Annotated in this window: 20 protein-coding genes; 5 read left to right on the forward strand and 15 right to left on the reverse strand. The window is 67.4% G+C overall.

What is annotated here, in order from left to right:
- Nucleotides 1-2: 2 nt before the first annotated feature.
- The 3 genes from VF289_RS10975 to VF289_RS10985 form a co-directional block, all read right to left on the reverse strand.
- Nucleotides 3-950, reverse strand: a complete 948-nt coding sequence (locus VF289_RS10975; protein ID WP_330883926.1) for a hypothetical protein — start codon at nucleotides 948-950, stop codon at nucleotides 3-5.
- A complete protein-coding gene (locus VF289_RS10980; protein WP_330883927.1) occupies nucleotides 947-1,162 on the reverse strand; it encodes a heavy-metal-associated domain-containing protein in 216 nt (71 codons plus the stop codon). Before VF289_RS10980 ends, VF289_RS10975 begins: the two co-directional genes overlap by 4 nt.
- Before the next feature lie 328 nt (nucleotides 1,163-1,490).
- Nucleotides 1,491-3,005 carry a multicopper oxidase family protein gene (locus VF289_RS10985; protein ID WP_330883928.1) on the reverse strand — a complete coding sequence of 505 codons (1,515 nt, stop codon included), beginning with the start codon at nucleotides 3,003-3,005 and terminating at the stop codon, nucleotides 1,491-1,493.
- Nucleotides 3,006-3,461: 456 nt separating this feature from the next.
- On the opposite strand from VF289_RS10985, the gene VF289_RS10990 reads away from it, so the two are divergent.
- On the forward strand, nucleotides 3,462-4,145 hold the full coding sequence (locus tag VF289_RS10990; protein ID WP_330883929.1) for a response regulator transcription factor: 684 nt from the start codon (nucleotides 3,462-3,464) through the stop codon (nucleotides 4,143-4,145).
- Between the two features lie 67 nt (nucleotides 4,146-4,212).
- Nucleotides 4,213-5,289: a sensor histidine kinase gene (locus tag VF289_RS10995; protein ID WP_330883956.1), complete on the forward strand. Its 1,077-nt coding sequence runs from the start codon at nucleotides 4,213-4,215 to the stop codon at nucleotides 5,287-5,289.
- A gap of 28 nt (nucleotides 5,290-5,317) precedes the next feature.
- Here the strand turns inward: VF289_RS10995 and VF289_RS11000 are convergent, their stop codons facing one another.
- The 4 genes from VF289_RS11000 to VF289_RS11015 form a co-directional block, all read right to left on the reverse strand.
- Nucleotides 5,318-6,085, reverse strand: a complete 768-nt coding sequence (locus VF289_RS11000) for a cytochrome c biogenesis CcdA family protein (protein ID WP_330883930.1) — start codon at nucleotides 6,083-6,085, stop codon at nucleotides 5,318-5,320.
- Entirely contained in the window at nucleotides 6,085-6,747 is a 663-nt protein-coding gene (locus VF289_RS11005) for a TlpA disulfide reductase family protein (protein WP_330883931.1), read from the reverse strand. The genes VF289_RS11000 and VF289_RS11005 overlap by 1 nt, the downstream gene beginning before the upstream one ends.
- On the reverse strand, nucleotides 6,744-7,307 hold the full coding sequence (locus VF289_RS11010; protein WP_330883932.1) for a CueP family metal-binding protein: 564 nt from the start codon (nucleotides 7,305-7,307) through the stop codon (nucleotides 6,744-6,746). The genes VF289_RS11005 and VF289_RS11010 overlap by 4 nt, the downstream gene beginning before the upstream one ends.
- Nucleotides 7,308-7,396: 89 nt before the next feature.
- Nucleotides 7,397-7,990 (reverse strand): YdhK family protein, encoded by a 594-nt coding sequence (locus VF289_RS11015; protein WP_330883933.1) that lies wholly within the window; start codon nucleotides 7,988-7,990, stop codon nucleotides 7,397-7,399.
- A gap of 221 nt (nucleotides 7,991-8,211) precedes the next feature.
- Here VF289_RS11015 and VF289_RS11020 point away from each other — a divergent pair, with 221 nt between their 5' ends.
- Nucleotides 8,212-8,622, forward strand: a complete 411-nt coding sequence (locus VF289_RS11020) for a four-helix bundle copper-binding protein (protein ID WP_330883934.1) — start codon at nucleotides 8,212-8,214, stop codon at nucleotides 8,620-8,622.
- A gap of 78 nt (nucleotides 8,623-8,700) precedes the next feature.
- On the opposite strand, the gene VF289_RS11025 is transcribed toward VF289_RS11020, so the two are convergent.
- The 6 genes from VF289_RS11025 to VF289_RS11050 all read right to left on the reverse strand — a co-directional run bounded on the left by VF289_RS11025 (nucleotide 8,701) and on the right by VF289_RS11050 (nucleotide 14,510).
- Nucleotides 8,701-9,258 (reverse strand): C40 family peptidase, encoded by a 558-nt coding sequence (locus tag VF289_RS11025; RefSeq protein WP_330883935.1) that lies wholly within the window; start codon nucleotides 9,256-9,258, stop codon nucleotides 8,701-8,703.
- Between the two features lie 682 nt (nucleotides 9,259-9,940).
- Complete coding sequence (locus tag VF289_RS11030) at nucleotides 9,941-10,258, reverse strand: Lsr2 family protein (protein WP_330883936.1); 318 nt, start codon at nucleotides 10,256-10,258, stop codon at nucleotides 9,941-9,943.
- Nucleotides 10,259-10,335: 77 nt separating this feature from the next.
- A complete protein-coding gene (locus VF289_RS11035) occupies nucleotides 10,336-11,328 on the reverse strand; it encodes a hypothetical protein (protein ID WP_330883937.1) in 993 nt (330 codons plus the stop codon).
- The gene (locus VF289_RS11040; protein ID WP_330883938.1) at nucleotides 11,325-11,777 is read right to left on the reverse strand and encodes a hypothetical protein; all 453 of its coding nucleotides are present in this window, start codon (nucleotides 11,775-11,777) and stop codon (nucleotides 11,325-11,327) included. Before VF289_RS11040 ends, VF289_RS11035 begins: the two co-directional genes overlap by 4 nt.
- Nucleotides 11,770-12,717 carry a hypothetical protein gene (locus tag VF289_RS11045; RefSeq protein ID WP_330883939.1) on the reverse strand — a complete coding sequence of 316 codons (948 nt, stop codon included), beginning with the start codon at nucleotides 12,715-12,717 and terminating at the stop codon, nucleotides 11,770-11,772. The genes VF289_RS11040 and VF289_RS11045 overlap by 8 nt, the downstream gene beginning before the upstream one ends.
- Nucleotides 12,702-14,510 carry a hypothetical protein gene (locus VF289_RS11050; RefSeq protein WP_330883940.1) on the reverse strand — a complete coding sequence of 603 codons (1,809 nt, stop codon included), beginning with the start codon at nucleotides 14,508-14,510 and terminating at the stop codon, nucleotides 12,702-12,704. The genes VF289_RS11045 and VF289_RS11050 overlap by 16 nt, the downstream gene beginning before the upstream one ends.
- Nucleotides 14,511-14,527: 17 nt before the next feature.
- Here VF289_RS11050 and VF289_RS11055 point away from each other — a divergent pair, with 17 nt between their 5' ends.
- Entirely contained in the window at nucleotides 14,528-15,316 is a 789-nt protein-coding gene (locus VF289_RS11055) for a hypothetical protein (RefSeq protein WP_330883941.1), read from the forward strand.
- Between the two features lie 57 nt (nucleotides 15,317-15,373).
- Here the strand turns inward: VF289_RS11055 and merA are convergent, their stop codons facing one another.
- A complete protein-coding gene (merA, locus tag VF289_RS11060) occupies nucleotides 15,374-16,804 on the reverse strand; it encodes a mercury(II) reductase (protein WP_330883942.1) in 1,431 nt (476 codons plus the stop codon).
- Nucleotides 16,805-16,914: 110 nt separating this feature from the next.
- Here merA and VF289_RS11065 point away from each other — a divergent pair, with 110 nt between their 5' ends.
- Nucleotides 16,915-17,304: a heavy metal-responsive transcriptional regulator gene (locus VF289_RS11065; RefSeq protein WP_106505956.1), complete on the forward strand. Its 390-nt coding sequence runs from the start codon at nucleotides 16,915-16,917 to the stop codon at nucleotides 17,302-17,304.
- Here the strand turns inward: VF289_RS11065 and VF289_RS11070 are convergent.
- Nucleotides 17,295-18,192 (reverse strand): IS5 family transposase gene (locus tag VF289_RS11070; protein WP_414644472.1). Its coding sequence is split into 2 segments (ribosomal slippage): nucleotides 17,295-17,846 and nucleotides 17,848-18,192, totalling 897 coding nucleotides; the frame shifts between segments, so codons are not numbered across the junction. The genes VF289_RS11065 and VF289_RS11070 overlap by 10 nt on opposite strands.
- Between the last annotated feature and the right edge of the window lie 11 nt (nucleotides 18,193-18,203).

Raw genomic sequence — 18,203 nt, forward strand, 5'->3', positions numbered from 1 at the left:
GGTCAGTGACCCTCTGGGTGCGCATCGGCGCTCTCGTTCTCGGTGCCCTGCTCCGCCTCGACGACGAACCGCGCGGTGTGCACCTCGCCATCGATCTGGAAGTCCAGGTAGAGGTAGTAGTGGCCGGCCGTGGGTGCCTCCGCCATGAAGGAGACCTCCGGGCCGGAGGTCTCTCCAGCAGACGGGTCCTCGCCCTCGGCGTGGACGTGGAGGTACTCCATATCGCCCTCGCGCAGGGCGACGAGATGGCCGAAGGCACCTAGGTAGGGCTCCAAGGTGGTCACCGGAGCGCCGTCCTGGGTGACGCTCAGCGTGAGGTCGCTGGAGGTCCCGGCAGTCAGGTCCCCGTCCAGAGTCACCTCGAACCCGTCCACCTCGTCCTTCGCGGAGAGGGGACGGTCGGTGACCGGCGTGAGTTCGCCAGCAACGTCAACGGTTCGAGACAGCGTCAGGGTGTCCTCGCCGTCGCCGGTGGGGGCGAAGTCGGCATAGATCTTGTACGTGCCGGCCTCCTCCCACTGCCAGGGTAGGGACCAGCTTCCGGTGGACGGGTCCAGCTCCGGGTGCACATGGCGGTACTGGGTGCCGTCGGTGCGGACCACGATCAGGTGCATCTGCTTCTCGTGGGCCTCCTGATACTCCGTGACGGGGCTCCCGTCGGGCCCGGTAATCGTGTAGACGAGTTCACCGGACTCCTCGGTGGACTGCGGAGCGGAGACTTCGGACAGCACGTAGCCCTGCGAGGACATCGAGACTCCCTTTTGTGGTGAGACCGCGGGCAGGGTGCCTGCGGCCTCGTGGCTGGCCTCATCGTGCGATGTGTCGGCTGCCTGTGTGGCCCATCGCTCGACGACCCGGTCCGGGACGACGGCGCCGGCCGCGACGAAGGCGCCGCCGAAGGTCACTGCGACAGCGGCGCCGTAGGCGATCAGTCGTCCCGCGGCATTCATCGGGCCTTGACCGCCGAGTAGCCGGCCTCCTCGACCGAGGCGAGGACCGTTGCGTCATCGAGGGGCTCCTCGGACGTGACGGCGAGGCGGCCCGTCTGGGCGCTCACCTGGATGTCGGTCACCCCGGGGAGCTCCCCGACCTCCTCGCGGACGGACATCTCGCAATGCCCACAGGTCATTCCCGTCACTTGGTACTCGTGCGTCGTCGTCATGATTGTGCTCCTTCTCAGCGGATACCCCCAGGGGGTATGGACTCAAAAGGAAGGCTATACCCCCGCCGGGTAGCATGCAAGCGTTACGGCTGCCTGTCCGGCGCGCGAAACCATCCGGCGCATGAGGCGCCCGAGCAGGGTTGGAGAGTCTGCTCTGGCAGGGGACAACGGGGAGATGCGCTCCGTGCGGGGCCTCCGATCAGCAGGTTGGTGGCTGGCACACGTCTGGTCGTGAACGTCTCGGACGATGAGGTGAAGGACGGTCGAATCGAGCGCAGTGACGCAACCGGCCTCACCGTGACGCCCTCGGGGGCGTGGCCGTACGACGTCAGGTCGCGTAGTCGATCCCTGTCATCATGCCGACTTCCTGGTGGTACGCGTTGTGGCAGTGCGCTGCCCACCGGCCTGGATTGTCCGCATCGAAGTCGAGGGCGAACGATTCCATGGGTGCCATCATCACGGTGTCCTTGCGAAGACCGGAGGGCAGGGCGAAGGTGTGGCCGTGTATGTGTAAGGGGTGGCTCATCATCGTCTGGTTGGTCGCGAGGATGCGCGCACGCTGTCCCTCGCGGATGCTGAGTGGCGTGTTCTGCCCGTAGGGGGCGCCGTTGATGGCCCATTGGTACGGCTGCATCGAGCCTTGGAACGCGAGCTCGAGCTCGGTGTCGACGGCGCGGTCCTCGAGTCGCGCGGTCTCGGCCGGTTCCAGCGTGGATCCGATGAGGACCTCCCCATCGAGCTCCCGGACCTGGACGTCCGCGGCGGGCGCTTTCCCGGCACCGGTCCTCAGCACGGCGAGCCCTTGGCCGCCGCTGGGTTTCCCGACGGGACGGGCCACCAGAGGGAACATGCCGTCCTTTACGGTGACCGCCACGTCGTACCGTTCGCCCATTCCGAGATAGAGCGCCTTGGCGGTGACCGGTTCGACGGGGAATCCATCCGAGTGGGTGACGGAGAGGTCGTGGTCGCCGAGCGCGAGAGCGAAGATGGTGTCGGCGGAGGCGTTGATCATGCGGATGCGCACGCGCTGGCCGGGCTTCGCGTCGAAGATCTGCGGTGCTTCGGGGATCCGGCCGTTGATGAGGAAGTGGGGGTAGGCCACGTCACCGGCGTCTCCCCAGGGTGCGTTCCCCATCGGCATGCCGCCGTGATCCATGCCTCCGGATCCACCGTCGGCGGTGTCGTCGCCCATGGGCATGTTGCCGTGTTCCATGCCGCCGGTATCTGAGGGCCCGGCGCTGGTCAGCGCGGCCAGGACCTCGTCTGGGGTCTGCCCGGTCCCATCGATCCAGTCATCGAGGGTCACGATCCATTCCGCGTCGTAGTCCCCGGGTTCGTCGGGGTCGTCGATGATCAGTGGTGCGTAGAGCCCGCGGTCGAGTTGCAATCCGACGTGGGAGTGGAGGAAGTAGGTGCCGGGGTCGGGGGCGACGAATTCGTAGGTGTAGGAGGTGTCCGGCTCGACCGGGTCCTGGGTCATTCCGGGCACCCCGTCGGCTGCGTTGTGCAGTCGGATGCCGTGCCAGTGGATCGTGGAGGTCTCGGGCAGGCGGTTCTCGAGCGTGATGCGCAGGAGGTCGCCGGCTGTGGCGCGGATCGGCGGCCCGGGGAGGGTCTCGCCGTATGCCCAGGTCGAGACCGTCTTCCCTCCGAGGTCCACGGTCGTCGGCGCCGCGGTGAGGGTCTGGGTGACGACGTTCTGACCGGCCTTCGGCGTCAGGGCAGGAGGCGGTGCGAAGGTCCCCGCCTCAGTCGGGGTGGTGCGGTTGCCGCAGGCCGCGAGCGTCAGCGCTGCCGCACCGAGACCTCCGGTGAACACAGTGCGGCGGGAAATACTCTTCACAGGTGCAGTCCTTCTGGAGGGAGGGGGTCATGGCCGACAGGCGTCCATGCCCAGTTGTCGCCGTTGTTCGAACTCGACGGTCGTGATCTCTTCTCGAGCGAGACGCAGTGAGAGTTCTCCGATCGCCTCGTTCTCATCCTGCGCGCGGGTGGACACCCGGGCAGCACGGTGCGTGCCAGCAGCAGTGCCGAGGCCCAGAGGAGGGCGAGCAGACCGGCGACGATCACCCATACCAGCCACGACATCGCATCGGTAGGCGGCATCGAGGGTCTCCTTGGTGGGTCGAGTTCGTACGCGACGTGGTCCCCACCAGGTTCCCCGGGGCGGGCGAAGTTCTCGTCGAGAGTTCCTCAAGATCTGGTCCAGATAGTCCGCCTGCACCTCTGTAGACGCGCGGTGTCCAGGAACGCAGACCAGACTGGAGCCATGAGGAATGAAGCGGATCGAGCAGCAGCGATGGTTCTCGTTGTCGAGGACGAAGCCGCGCTGTCGGATGTGGTCCAGGCGTATCTGGTGAAGGCCGGCTACGCGACTGCGAGCGCGCGGAACGGCCCGGAGGCGGTGGACCTGGCCAGCATCTTGTCGCCGGACGTGATCATCCTCGATCTCGGCCTGCCCGGGCTCGACGGTCTAGAAGTGATGCGCAGGATCCGCGCCTTCTCCGACTGCTACGTGCTGATCACGACGGCACGGTCCGAGGAGGTGGATCGCCTGGTGGGCCTGTCAGTGGGCGCGGACGACTACCTCACCAAGCCGTTCAGCGTGCGTGAGCTCGTCGCTCGGGTTCAGGCCGTGCTGCGCAGGCCTCGCGCCGATTCCGGGACGGCGTCTTCGGACACGGTGCGCACGTTTGGAGAGCTCGAGATCGACACAGCTGCCCAGGAGGTGCGTCTCGCCGGCCGGCCACTCCCGTTGACCCCCACCGAGAGGGGGCTCCTGATGACCCTGGCGCACAGTCCTGGCCAGGCTTTCAGTCGCAGACAGCTGATGGAGGCCGTCTGGGGAGACAGCTGGATCGGCGATGACCATCTCGTCGATGTGCACATCGCCAATCTCCGACGAAAGCTCGACGAGACGGCTGAGTCCGCACGATTCGTCACCACGGTGCGCGGCATCGGATACCGGATGGGAAAGGGATGAGCTCGTGACTGCACCGAGTACCACTGTTCGAACGCTTCGCCCCGGCACCAGCTTGGCCTCGCGCCTGATGATCGGCCAGCTCATCGTGCTGCTCGCCGGCGCGCTCACCATCACGGCGCTGACGGTGATCATCGGGCCCGTCGTCTTCCACTACCACCTGCTCCAGACCGACCTCCCCGTGGGCAGTGCTGAACTCGTCCACATCGAACGCGCCTACCGCGACGCACTGGCACTCGCCCTCGGAGTCGGACTGGTGGTCTCCCTCCTGGCCGCGGGCCTTGTCACCTGGAACTTGGCGCGACGACTCCGTCAAACGCTACACGGCCTCACCTCGGCAGTCGATGAACTGTCCCGCGGTCACTACTCCACGCGCGTGCCCTCCGTCGGGGCCGGGACCGAACTCGACTCCCTGGCCGCCACGCTCAACGACATGGCCTCACGCCTGGACGCCGTCGAAGAGACACGACGCCAACTGCTCTCCGACCTCGCCCACGAGCTGCGCACTCCGATCGCCACCCTCTCGGCACATCACGAGGCGATGGCCGATGGCGTCATCGAGCCGGAGGCAGCCATGCCCATCGTCGCCGGCCAGACCATGCGACTTTCGCGGCTGGCCGATGACATCAGTGAAGTGTCCCGGGCCGAGGAGGGACAGCTCCCGGTGGAGCTGCACCCCCTCACCGTCGACGACCTGCTGGAGTCGATACTCCCGGCATGGGATGAACGGTTCGAGACAGCGGGCGTGGCACTACGACGAGAAACGGCCCTGCCCCACTCTGTGACGATCCACGCGGACCCGGACCGCCTCGCTCAAGTGCTCGGGAACCTGCTGAGCAATGCTCTTCGGCACACGTCTCCCGGAGGTACCGTCACGGTCTCGGCAGCCACCTACGGCAGCGCGGTGGAGATCGCGGTTGCAGATGACGGCGAGGGATTCACCAAGGAGGACCGGTCACGCCTGTTCGAACGGTTCTTTCGCGCCGACAGCTCCCGTACCCGTGAGAACTCCGGCTCAGGCATCGGCCTGACGATCAGCCGCGCCCTCGTCGATGCCCACGGCGGGTCCATGGCCGCAGTCAGTGAGGGGCCTGGACAGGGGGCCACCTTCACCATCCGGCTTCCCCGAGCGACCGCTGACCGCTGAGCCCGCTGCGCACGGCGGGACGCACCCTTCAGACGATTGTGGTGAAGTTGCCGATCCGGACTTGCAGGAGCGCCATCCACTGCTCCCACACGCCGGTGACCAGCAGGACTCCGATGGCGATGAGCACGGAGCCACCGATGATCTGGAGCGTGCGGCGATGCCGGGACAGCACCCTGGAGATGCCGAGGGCGCGCCGGAACATGAGGGCGAAGAGGATGAACGGGATCCCGAGCCCGATCGCGTAGCCGAAGGCGAGGAATGCGCCGCGGCTCGCGGAGGCCTCCCCGAGGCTGAGTGCGGCGACCGCGGCGAACGTTGGGCCGATGCACGGGGTCCAGGAGAACCCGAACGTGATCCCGAGCAGGGGTGCGCCGGCGAGTCCGGCATCGGGGCGTTTCCGGATCCGTTTTTCACCGGAGAGACGGGGGAAGACTCCTACGAACACCAGGCCCATGAGGATCACCAGCACCCCGGAGATCCGATTGATCGCGCTCGTGTACTGGAGCATCAATGACCCAAGGGCACCGACGAATCCGCCGATGACCAGGAACACCGCAGTGAACCCGGCCACGAACAGCACCGCGCCGGCGACCAGGCGCCATGGACGTTCGCCTGGATCACTGTTGCCACGGGTGCCGGCGCTCCGTCCGGTGAGCCCGGTGATGTATCCGAGGTAGCCGGGGACCACCGGGAGCACGCACGGGGAGAGGAACGCGACCAGACCGGCCACCATCGACAGGAGCAGGGCTGCGGCCAGAGGTCCACTCAGCACGGTGGTGGCGAACACTTCACCCATCAGGCGACCTCCGCCAACACGGCATCCAGCAGGCTCTCGAGGGTGCTCTGGTCGGCAGCGCCCGCGATCCGGGCGGCTACTCGTCCCTCAGCATCGAGGATCAATGTGGTGGGGACAGCATTGGGCGAGACGCTGCCGTCCATCGACGCGATCACCGCGCCGTCGGGGTCGGGGATCGAGGGATAGGTGATGCCGAAGGTCTCCTCGAACGCGGCGGCCGGCCCGGCCTTGTCGCGCGTGTTCACGCCCACGAATCCCACTCCCAGGGCGCTGTACTCGGAGTGCACGGCCTTCAGCGCCGGCGCTTCGACCCGGCACGGCGGACATGAGGCGTACCAGACGTTGATCAGCAAGGGTGCACCTCGCAGCGTCGTGGAGTCGAAGTCGTCGCCGTCGTAGGTGGTTCCCTGGATTTCCAGAGGCTCGGCGCGACCCTCCGGGGGGATCTCGACGACGACACCATCACCGGAGACGTACCCGGCATTCGCCTCGCTCGCGGCATCCGAGGAACCGCTGCACGCCGCAAGCAGGGGAGCAATGACGAGCAGACCGCCACCCAGACGGAGTGTGGTCCGCCGACTCGGGCCGGCACGTGCTCCGCTTTGCGCGACTGGGTCGGTGACGGGACGTCGAAGTGCGGTGCGGATGCTCCGTCGGCTCATGTCAGCTGGAGACTGGTCAGACAAGTCAGATCATCCTCCGCCTGGGTCGAGATGGACGCGGTCCCCGTGTAACCCTCGAGGGTGCACGTGAGCTCCGCGGTGATCCCGCGCGGCAGCCAGAAACCGATGAACCCGTTGTCGTGCGTGGTGCGAGTGCCCTCCTCGAGAACCTTGCCCGAGCCGCTGTCGACCACGCTCACAGTGAGCTCGCGGCTGCGCAGTTCCCCGCGGCACGTCGTCAGACTGTGGAACGCGCACTCGTGCGTGGTCTCCACGAACGGGGCCACTGACAGGTAGAACTGATCCTCGGGAAAGGGCAGCTCGGCCTGGCGCCCTGCATCGTCCTGGAGCTGAAGAGACGTCGAGGTGACGCTGGCGATCAGGTTCTGCGGTCGCTCGGCCACCGGGAGCGATTCGAGCCGGTCGATGATCTCGTGCGCGTCGGCGTCGGCGAAGCCATGCTCCTGGAGCAGCTCCTGATCACCCGGGATGGATGGGGGCTCGGACCCGACGGTGCCGCAGCCGGCGACCACGAGCGGGAACAGGCCGGCACCGATCAAGACCGATCGTCGGGGCAGCCGCACGGTGCGACGACGGGGCCCACCCCCGGGGGAGGCGCGCGGGCCTCGAGGGCTCGACGGGGTGGTCATCATGCCGGCTCGATCTCGCTCTCGACGACCCACTTGTGGTTCGTCATCATCATCCCGTCGGCCTCGTAATCGACCATGTACACAGTCTCCTCGGTGGCACTGTCGATGGTGGCCTCAGCACCCTCCATCCCGGTCATGTGATCAGCGGTGATGACCACCTCGGTGCCCTCCGCCAGCGGTGCCTCGCCCGGGTTCTCAAGCTCCTCGTGAACGACCCACTTGTGGTCAGTGACCGGCTCGCCGCCGTCGGTCGGAGTGAAGCTGACCGAGTAGGTCGTGGTGTCGAAAGCACCGGAGATCGTCGCCGTCGCTCCCTCCATGCCCTCCATGTGGTCCGCCGTGAGCGTCACCTCGGTGCCGACAGGGAACTCGGGATCCTCCGCAGGCACCATCCCCTCGGGCGCAGGGCCGCCATCCATCGGATGCTCCATGCCCCCGTGACCGCCACCATCGGACGCCTCCGACGCCTCCGCCGCCTCTGACTCACCTGACGTCTGACCGTCGTCAGACCCGCTGTCGGTGCATCCGGCAAACACAATCGCACCGGTGAAGACGACGGTCGCGAGACGACCGAAAGAACGACGAGAACGCATAATTTCTCCTAGTCAGAGGACACTTTGCGCCAGCCTATGATCCCCAGGTCAAGATCCCCTCAAGGTCAGATCTGGACTTCTTGAGCACAGCGCTGAACAGTCAGCCCGTACTGCCTCCGAACGAAAGGTCTACTCACTTCCGCCTCGCGTGACGCCGTGACTATCGTCGTCAGGGCGGGCTCGCTGCCGCCGGTCCGCTCGGAGCGAGAAGGAGCACGGCCATGACCGATCACGTCGCTTCAATGCTTCAGACCTACCCGAAGGACCTCGGTACCATTGATCGGCAGAAGCTCGCCGCATGCATCGAGGCCTGCTTCGAGTGCGCCCAGACCTGCACCGCCTGCGCGGACTCCTGTTTGGCCGAGGACATGGTGGCGGAGCTGACCCAATGCATCCGCCTGAACCAGGACTGCGCCGACGTCTGCGAGGCAACCGGCCGGGTGCTGTCCCGTCAGACGGGCAATAGCGATGCCCTCAACCGTGCCCTGCTCGAGGCGTGTCAGGCGGCGTGCCGGTCCTGCGCCGAGGAGTGCGAGAAGCACGTCGGTATGCACGAGCACTGCAAGATTTGCGCCGACGCCTGCCGTCGCTGTGAGCAGGCCTGCGCCGAGCTGCTGGCCTCGATCAGTTGACGACGCTGCCTCTGCACGCAGAGGGAGCCCCGACCGGTGGTCGAGGCTCCCTCTGCGCTGTGGCGTAGTGGCGTTCTATCAGCGGAAGGTGACGAAGGTGGGGTTGCCCCAGATGGTCCGCTCGGTGACGGAGCCAGCGCTGTTACCGGCGTCGATGACCGTGTCGCCGCCCGCGTAGATCCCGAGGTGGCCGGGCCACACCACGAGGTCACCGGGCTGGGCCTCGGACTTCGAGATTGTGGTGCCGGCCGCGACCTGCTGCGACGAGGTACGAGGCAGATCGATACCGGCCTGTGCATACGCGTAGGAGCTCAGGCCGGAGCAGTCGAAGCTAACTCCCGGCTTGGAGGTGCCCCACGAGTACGTGACGCCAACCTGGCTGCGCGCGGCGTCGACGATCGCCTGCTGAGAGTTCGTCGCGGAGTGCGCGGGGGCGGGAGCAGAGGTCCCGCCGCCCGAGATCGAAGCGCCGCCGCCGTTCAGTGCACCGCGAGTCTCCGGCCCCACGACCCCGTCGATCTTCAGATCGTGCGAGCGCTGGAAGTCCTTCACGGCCCCATGGGTGAGCTTGCCGAACTTACCGTCGACGGACAGCGAGGCACCATGCTCATTGAGCGCGGTCTGGAGCTGCTCCACCGACGAGCCCTGCGAACCCCACCGCAGCTTCTCGGCCGTGGAGACGGACGTCGCGTGTGCAGGAGCCGGCGCCGCCGGAGCAGCAGTCTGTACAGCAGCGGTAGGTGCGGCTGGCGAGACAGCGGGGGCTGCCTGTGCCGGGCCGGCGAGCAGAGCGGAGCCGATGACGACCGTACCGAGCACAGCGGCGCCACTGGTGCCTCGCAGCGCGCGACCAGCGGTCCCGGTAAGGGTGACTGGTCGGCCGACGGCGCGGTGGGTGTTGTTCTGGGCCATGGTTCTACTCCGTAAGTTCCCACCCCGAGTCGGGCGGAAGTCGATGACATCGTCATTGCCACAGCGACAGAGAAGCGAGTAACAAGGCGACGGCTCATGTCGTGGGCAGTGAGATCAACGTACGGGCCAGATCGGCCGGTCTACAGAGGCATGGGGAGTCCCGCTTGAAGATTTAACCGCGACTTTGCGATTGCTCCGGGATACCTCTGGAGGTAGGTCGCGTCTTTACTCGTGCGGTCGAAAGGATGACTCGCGAGATCGAACGCAATCTCTAGGTTTCCTCTAGGTCCTCAAGGTCTTCTCTAGGCGTTGCTGCGCCGATCGGCGGAATAGTCCTGCTGAGAGATGCGGACGCGCTACTGCCCGGCACCCTCTCCAGGGGCCGGGCAGCATGAGAGAAGGACGGTCAGTTGGCCTTCGCGTAGGCCTCACGAATCTGGGCCGGGATGCGGCCCCGTTCGGAGACCTTGTAGCCGTTTTCGCTGGCCCACTGTCGGATCTTCGCTGCATCGCCGCTGGTGCCGGAGCCGGTGCCACGCTTTGCTCGACCACCGGTGCGCCGTGCCAGGGCTGTCCACTTCTCCAGCTCGGAGCGCAGCTGCTGCGCGTTCTCGTCGTTCAGGTCGATCTCGTAGGAGACGCCGTCAAGGCCGAACGTGACGGTGTTGTTCGCGTCCGTGCCGTCGATGTCGTCGACGAGGAGAACTTGGGTCTTGCGGGCCATGGTGACCTCCAAAGATCGGTGGAATAGCGGAGACAGTATATGCACACCTCTCGGGACGGCTCGAGATACTTTTGTGTTCAGCTGTTGATTTGGTAGTCCGCGAACTGTCGCCGAGAGATCCGGAGAATCTCATTCAGGTGCGACCCGATCTCGCGACGGCTGGCCGGCTGTGTCACGCCGAGCTCGGCGACCAGTTCCTTACGGGTGGGGAACTCTCCCTCGCCGTGATGGGCGAAGAACACCCGCGCCACGCTGGCCATCATGACCGGCTGACGCTTCGGCGCGCGAATACGCGCAGCCTCTCGTTCGGCGTCTCTCCGAGCGCATTCGGCCACGATCGCCCGAATACGCTCAGTGCGCTCGGACGCCCCCTCATCCGGTACATCCCTCCAGGCCAGACGGTCCTCGCCGAACAAAGACGGATCCTCCAACGGGATCGACCGGAGGCTGCCGAGACCCCGGATCGTGATCAGGACGGACTGCCGCGCGGCATCCTTTCGGGTCGCGTACATGCGCGTGTTGTGGAAGTCGACGAGTTCGACATCGGAGGGGGTGCGTGCGTGCTCGGCCTCGAACAGCTCACGGGAACGCTTCACGAGCTTCGCCCGACGATCGTGAGAACTGTCGCCCGGCACTCCCGCAGTCCCGTTGAGTAGTCCCTTCCGTCGATCTTCACGGATCCAGTACCGCGTCTCTGCCTCCAGGATCGTCGGCAGGTTCCTCGAGTAGTTGAAGACGGGACTGGTGCCGGGGCCGGACTTCGCCCTCCATCGCGTCTCGAGCATTCTCATCAGCGCGTCACCGAAATAGGAGAACACGAGATCCTTGTCACGGTAGTCGAGATGCGAAATGTGCTGTGCCCGCTTCAAGACCCGCGCGATCGCCGCTTCATGAGCGGACAGGAATTCGTCCAGCAATGCCCGCTTCTCACTCCGGGTCCGGGCGTGGAGGATCTGGCACATCTCGGCCTTCCACGGCGTCTGCAACGTGTCCCGATCACACTCGCAGCGACGAGGGTGAGCGGCCCGGCGGCGGAGACTGGCGGTGGGCTCCAGCAGCAGTGTGGTCATCGCGTCTCCTTGCGGGGGAGAGGGGCGGCGGCGAAGGGGAAACCTGGCCACACGGTCAGGTCCTGGGCCTCCTGGATCAGGCCGTGGGAGATGAACGCATCCAGCACCGCCAGCAGGCGCCGTCCGCGGGCCTGCTCGTCGAGGACGTAGGCGAGGGTGACGTGTCCGGTCGCAGTGCGGGACTCGGTGGCCTCGAGGATGTGCAGGATCTGGGCGATGACGGCGCGGGCGCGTGCGGCGCCGATCCCCGGGCCGGCGGTGATGATCTGGTCCAGGCGCAGACGCAGCAGCGGCTTCTCGCCCGACGCCGCGGCGGCGACGATGGCCTCCCACGGGGTGACGGTGCCATCGGTGATCAGCTGAAGGAGCTCTCCCCGGGCCGCGTTGGCGACGCGGCGCTGGTCAAGGAGCAGGGTCATGTCGATCTCGTCGGTTCGGTGCTCAGACATCACGGACCTCCAACACGTTGCGGACAGCGGCGGATTCCAGAGACGGGGCGACGGTCAAAGCCCGGATCGCGCGCGTCGTGGAGACCCGGTCGGAGGGGTGGAGGTCGTTGTAGCGGGAGATGATCTGTTCGAGTCCGGCGCCGGTGCCGAGCGACCGTGCGACGCGCCGGACCCGGGGACCGACCTGGGGATCGCCGATGGCGACGCGCACCTGATCGGCGAGATCTCGGCGGATCTGGGTGGTGAGGTAGCGGATCGGGTCGACGTTCCGGGTGGTCGCCGGGTCCAGGCAGCGATCCAGGGAGCGCAGGATGCGACTGTCCGGGCCTGATGAGCCGTAGAGCACGTGGGTGACGACGAGGTCCAGCTGCTGATCATCCAGCAGCGACACCGCAGCCTCGTGATTCTGGATCCCGGTGATCTCCCGGCAGATCGAGTCTGCGACCTGGTGGACGTACTCGTGGGCGAACTGCTCCAGGTGGCTGAGCATCGTCCACCGCGCGAGCTCACCGCGCTCCATGAACTCCTCGAGCAGCCGCGTCGCTTCGTACGCGGACAGCACGGGTGCCCGGTGCGTCGGCCACATCGAGCCCGTGGGCCGGCCGAGCTCGGTCCGCCCTTCGGTCAGGTTGATGGTGCCGTCCAGGTGCGTGCCGGCGGCGTGCACACTCCAACCCGCCGCGATCGGGTTCAATCGGGCTGGGTCGGCGGCGTGCAGGGCCCCGTGCCGCCAGGCGATGGTTGCCGGCAGGGAGCCGGTCCGGGTGGCCTTGTGGCCGCCGACGCCGCGGGCTGGACGGATCCACATGGTCGGCGGCAAGGCGTGCAACCGCACCCGGTGACGCGGCCGCGCATGCTCGGACGCGCAGCTTGCCCAGATCATCTGGTCCAGCAGCGTGCACAGCTGCTCTGAGGTGGCGTAGTTCATCGGCGCAGCCACCGCTTCCACCATGGCTGCCCAGAGCGCACCGATCCCGGGTCACGCAGGTCGAACTCCGGGTCACCGGTGACGGCGAGGAGGACGTCCATGACGACGCCGTAGAGGGTCGGGACCGCGTAGGGGATGCGCCGGGCGACGAAGTCGTCGTAGATGCGGTCGTCGAAGTGGATCGCGCCCTTCCACGACGAGTCCTTGCCCAGCAGCTGCGGCAGCTTGCCGTAGTCGGTGATCGAGGGCCGGACCTTGTTGGCGATCGACATCATCCGCGACGCCTCAGCGCCGTGCTGACGAAGCGACTCCATCGCCACCAGCAGGTTCTCCACGCCGGGAGTGGTGAGCTCGCAGATCCCGACCCCGTAGCCCCCGCGGGCCAGCAGCGGCGCGATCAGATGGTCGATCACTCCGGTCGTGTCCAAGCCTTCGGTGATCTGGGTGTCGATGATGACCAGGTCGAAGCGATCGCGTGCGATCTGGAGAACTTCGGTGTAGTGCTCGGCCGTGACCGCGGCGATCTCCGCAGAGATATCGTCGCTGCCCTTGACTGGTCGGGGCGCTTGGACAAACGAGAAGGCGAGGTGATCGCCCCGGCCCTGGCGTGCCTGGTTCAGCTGGCCGGGGGAGAGGATCGCCGAGGCGGGGTCACCGATCATGACGGCGTCGAAGATGGAGGGCAGGTCGGTGGTCCGCACCCGCAGGTACAGCCCGAGATCGCCCTGGGCACGGTTCGCATCGATCAGGCACACCGACTTGCCTCCGATCTCGGCGGCGGCCTGCGCGAGTGCGAGCGCGAGGGTGGACTTGCCCTCCCCGCCCTTGCCGGAGAAGCAGGCGATCACCTCGGCCGGGGCAGTGTTGCGCCTGGTGCGCCGGGAGGCACTGGCCCGGGTGACGTCATCCAGCGCGGTATCGGCATCGACCTCGTTCTCGCTGCCTGGTTCCTCGAGGGTGTCCGTGAGGTCGTCGAAGAGTTCCGCGTCCAGGGGATCGAGGCGCGGATCCGGGTCGGTCACCGGTGCCGAGTCCGTGCCGGTTGCGAAGGTCGGCAGGGCGATCCGGCGACTGCGCGCAGCAGCCGGCGGGCCCTGGCCCGGTTCGGTCTCGGTGCGGTGACTGCGCGTGACGGGCCCGGGAGCGGGGGAGTGGAATCCGTCGAACTCCTCCTCATCGTCCGCCACAGGGACATCCGGTCGCTGTTCCGTCGCTTCGGGGGCGTCGTCGTCGTCTTCGAGCCAATCCGACAGTGCCGACTGCGCCGCGGCGGGCGAGGTGTGGGGAGCAGGCTCGGCGGGCGTCGGTGCGGGGTGCGAGTTATCGTCGCTGAGCCAATCCTCGGCGGGCTCGACAGATGCCGGACCAGACGAGTCGGGCTCTGGCACGGTCGAGTCGGGGCGCTGCTCCCGGGCTGTGAGCGTCTCGGGTAGGGGCTGGGGGATCGTGCCGTCAGCCTCGACGTGGATGCTTTGCAGTGCCGGGTCGAGATCCTGGAACCCGAGCGCCACGAGATAGTCGCCCAGGCTCGAGGCCAGCGGGATCGAACTGTGTGCCTGGCCGAGGATCGGATCGGCCCCGCGAACGATCACCACCGGTGCCGTCTCGGGCAGGCGGGAGATCAGCTGCTCGAGCCCGATCTGCTTGTGGTCCTCGACCAGGACCGGCAGCGCCGAGGTGGCCGCCGCCTCACGGATACGCCGAGAGGCCTCGGGGAACCCATCGCCAGAGACGACCTCGAAGCCGAAGCTCTCCAGCGCTTCTCGCACGTGGGGCAGTCCGATGACTGCGAGTGAGTTGCTCATACTGGTTATATGCCACGGTGCACCGAATCAAGTGCACGAGACTTCGTATCGCCAGGCAGACATGGAACGATGAACGAATGCAGTTCGAGCGGATGACGGGCGGAATCATGGAGATCACACGCGAGGAAGCAACCTCGCGCCGGCGCACATTCGCCCAATGGGCCGCCGCCGCACACGACCCTCTCGTGCCCATGACGACCCGCGTCGACATCGACCGCCGCTTCCGCGAATGGACCCGCCGTACCCCCGCCTTCACCATCGCCTGGGCCACCGGTGTGACGGCCACGATTCTGGATACCCTGCCGCCGTCGGACCCCTGGCGGACCCCGCACCCGGGCTTCGGCACCTTCCGCGACGGCAGAGACGTCACCTTCGTGCCCGACGATGAAGACGAGTGGGACCGCGAACGCCTGCTACTGAACATCAACCTCATCGCCATCGCCGACCCCATGCCGCCCGGCGCCGCCCGCGTCATGGCCGCCTGTGCCGCGAGCAGCGAAGACGGACAGTTCACCCTCACCGAGCTCCGCAAAGGGACTGAGTCCCGCCGAGACGCGGTCACGGCCGACATCGCCCAGTCGATCGTCCTCTGGTCGCTGTGGCGCCGACGCAGCTACTGCGGCAACGACGACGAGTTCCCGCTGTCAATGATGTACGGCTGGCTCTCCTACGCCTCCGCCGTCGAAGACGGACGCCCCGTGCCCCACGAGATCATCGACCCCGACATCTTCACCGCCGCGCTCACCGACCAGGACTACCGCGCCACCGCTGCCCCCGAGGAAGAGGCCGATCGTGGCGACTCATGAGCGTCATCGGCTCGGCCGTGTTGCTAAAGGTGGCCGCGCGACTATTGCGTGGCCGTTTCAAGCGCAGCAGGACAGCTGGGAGGGGTCGGTGGTGAAGGACTGGCAGGCGAGCTTGATGCCTTCGGCCATGGTCAGGTAGGGCGCCCACATGGCGGCGACGTCTTGGTAGGTCTGGTGTCCCTCGAGGAGGAAGACGCCGGCGGCGGCGAGTTCACCGGCGTCCTTTGCGAGGGCGGTGAGGCCGAGGATGCGGCCGGTGTCGTCGTCGATGACGACCTTGATGAATCCGCGGGTGTCCCGGTTGACCAGTGCGCGGGGCACGTAGTCCAGCGGCAGCACGCGGCAGTTGCACCGGTAGCCGGCCGCCAGGGCCTGTGTCTCGGTCATCCCGACCGCGCCGATAGCGGGACTGGTGAACGTCACCCGGGGCAGGTGGCCGTAGTTGACCGTGCGTCCGGCCCCGGTGAAGGCGTTGTCAACGACCATCGCCCCGTGGTGGGCTGCGACGTAGACGAACTCCGGGTGCCCGGTGACGTCCCCGGCGGCCCAGATGCGCGGATTGGTGGTGGCCAGCGCGTCGTCGACGACGACCTCCCCGCCCACGCCGGTCGGGACCTGGACGGTGTCCAGGTTCAGGTCGTCGGTGACCGGACGGCGGCCCAGCGCCACCAACACCCGCTGGGCGCGGAACTGGCTGGCCTGGCCTTCGACCGTCGCGGTGGCGGTTACCTCACCGGTCGTCTCGTCCTGGGCGATCGTTTCGAGCTGGGCGTGGCGCAGCACCGTGATGCCCTCGTCGGCGAACACCGATGCCAAGACCTGGTTGACCTCGGGCTCCTCGGCGGAGGCCAGCCGGGAGCGGACCAGCATGGTCACCGTCGAGCCGAGCCGGGCGAAGAGCTGGGCCAGCTCCAGGGCGACGTACCCACCGCCGAGGACCAGCAGGGACTCGGGCACCTCGGTGAGTTCCATCGCGGTGGTCGAGGTCAGGTAGTCCACATGCTCCAGTCCCGGCAGGTCCGGGACCCAGGGGCGTGCGCCAGTGGCGACCAGATAGTGGGCAGCCTCGAGCACCTCGGTACTCCCGTCCGGGCCGGTGACCCGCAACACCGGCGCCTCTGGGGAGCCTCCGAAGGAGGCCACCCCCTGCCGGATCGGCCAGTCGTAGGAGGCGGCGAGATCGACGTACTTCGCCGCCTGCAGGTTCTCCACCAGGGATTGCTTGGCATGGATCAGGGCCGGCATGTCCGCCGGGCCGGCCGCGGTGGCGATGCCGGGGAACCGGCCGGGGGCGTCGGCGGCGACGTGCCGGGCCTCGGCGGCGGCGAGCAGCGCCTTGGACGGCACGCAACCGATGTTCACGCAGGTGCCGCCGACCGTGCTCCGTTCGATCATCACCACCGACTTGCCCAGGTTCCGGGCCCGGATCGCGGCGGAGAACGCCGCACCCCCGGAGCCGATCACCGCCAGGTCAACCTTTTGGTCCACTTGAGATACCCCCATCACTTGGCGAAATACTCCACTGAGGCCAGAATGGACCTTCCAGTGCAGGGCAAGGTCAAGCCCATCCCGCCGGAGACCCCGAGAAGAGGGCTGTCATGAGGATCGGTGAACTCGCCTCCGCCGCGGGCACCAGCACCAAGACGCTGCGGTTCTATGAGGGGCAGGGTTTGCTGCCCGCCCCGGACCGCACGGCCGCGGGGTACCGGGACTACGACCCGACCGTGCTCGACCGGCTGGACTTCATCCGCCGCGGCCAGGCCGCCGGGCTCACGCTGGCCCAGATCCAGCAGGTGCTGGAGATCCGCGACGGCGGGCAGGCGCCCTGCGACCACGTCCGCGACCTGCTCGACCAACGCCTGGCGGACATCGAGGACCAGTTGCGCAGCCTGAGCGCACTGCGCGACACCCTCACCGCTCTCCGCGACGAGGCCACCACCCTCCACCCCGACACCTGCGGCCCCGACCAGGTCTGCCGTTACGTCTGAGCCGCGCTACGCTGACCGGTGGCGAGCCAGTGGAGGGCGGCGGCCAGGCACAGACCGGCGTGGTAGCTGCCGGCGGTCTTGTCTGATCGCAGCGCGATCCCGCGCCACTGCTTGAGCCGGTTGAAGCATCGCTCCACGACGTTCCGGCCGCGATAACGGGCCCGTTGCTGCTCCCCGAAATCGATCGGGCGGCCCGGCCTGTTCCGACGGTGGGCGATCTGATCGTCGCGTTCGGGGATCGTCGCGGCGATGCCGTGCGCGCGCAACCAGGCCCGGTTCGCTTTCGAGGGGTAGCCCTTGTCGGCCAGCACCCGGTCCGGACGGGTCCGCGGTCTGCCGACCGCACCGGGCACGCGGATCTGGCCCAGCGTAGGGACCAACATGCTCGTATCGGCCGCCTGCCCCGGGGTGAGGATGAACGCCAGCGCCCGGCCGCGCCCGTCACAGACCAGATGCGTCCTTGTGGTCAGCCCGCCCCGAGAGCGACCGATGGCGTGGTCAGGCGTCTCCGGCCCGAACTTCTTGTAGTTCGATCCGGCCCCCTGTGTCCCTGGGCAAGGTCGCCCCATGCTGGTGCACGCGCACCACCGTGGAGTCGATCGAGGTCACCCAGTCCAGGTCTCTCCGCTGGTACGCCAGCGACTGGACCTTCTCCAACACCCGCGCCCACACCTCGGCCGTCGCCCACCGGCGAAAGTTCCTATAAATGGTGTTCCAGTTCCCGAACCGCGACGGCAAATCCCGCCACGGCGCCCCGGTGCGATACCGCCACGCCACGGCCTCCACCACAGTGCGCCGGTCCACCGGTGGGCGCCCCGTAGCCCTCACCGACGGAAACAACGGGCCGATCACAGCCCACACCTGATCCGAGATCACATCACGCGACATCCTCCAAGGCT

The sequence above is a fragment of the Brachybacterium sp. genome (assembly GCF_036379615.1).
Classification (GTDB): Bacteria; Actinomycetota; Actinomycetes; order Actinomycetales; family Dermabacteraceae; genus Brachybacterium.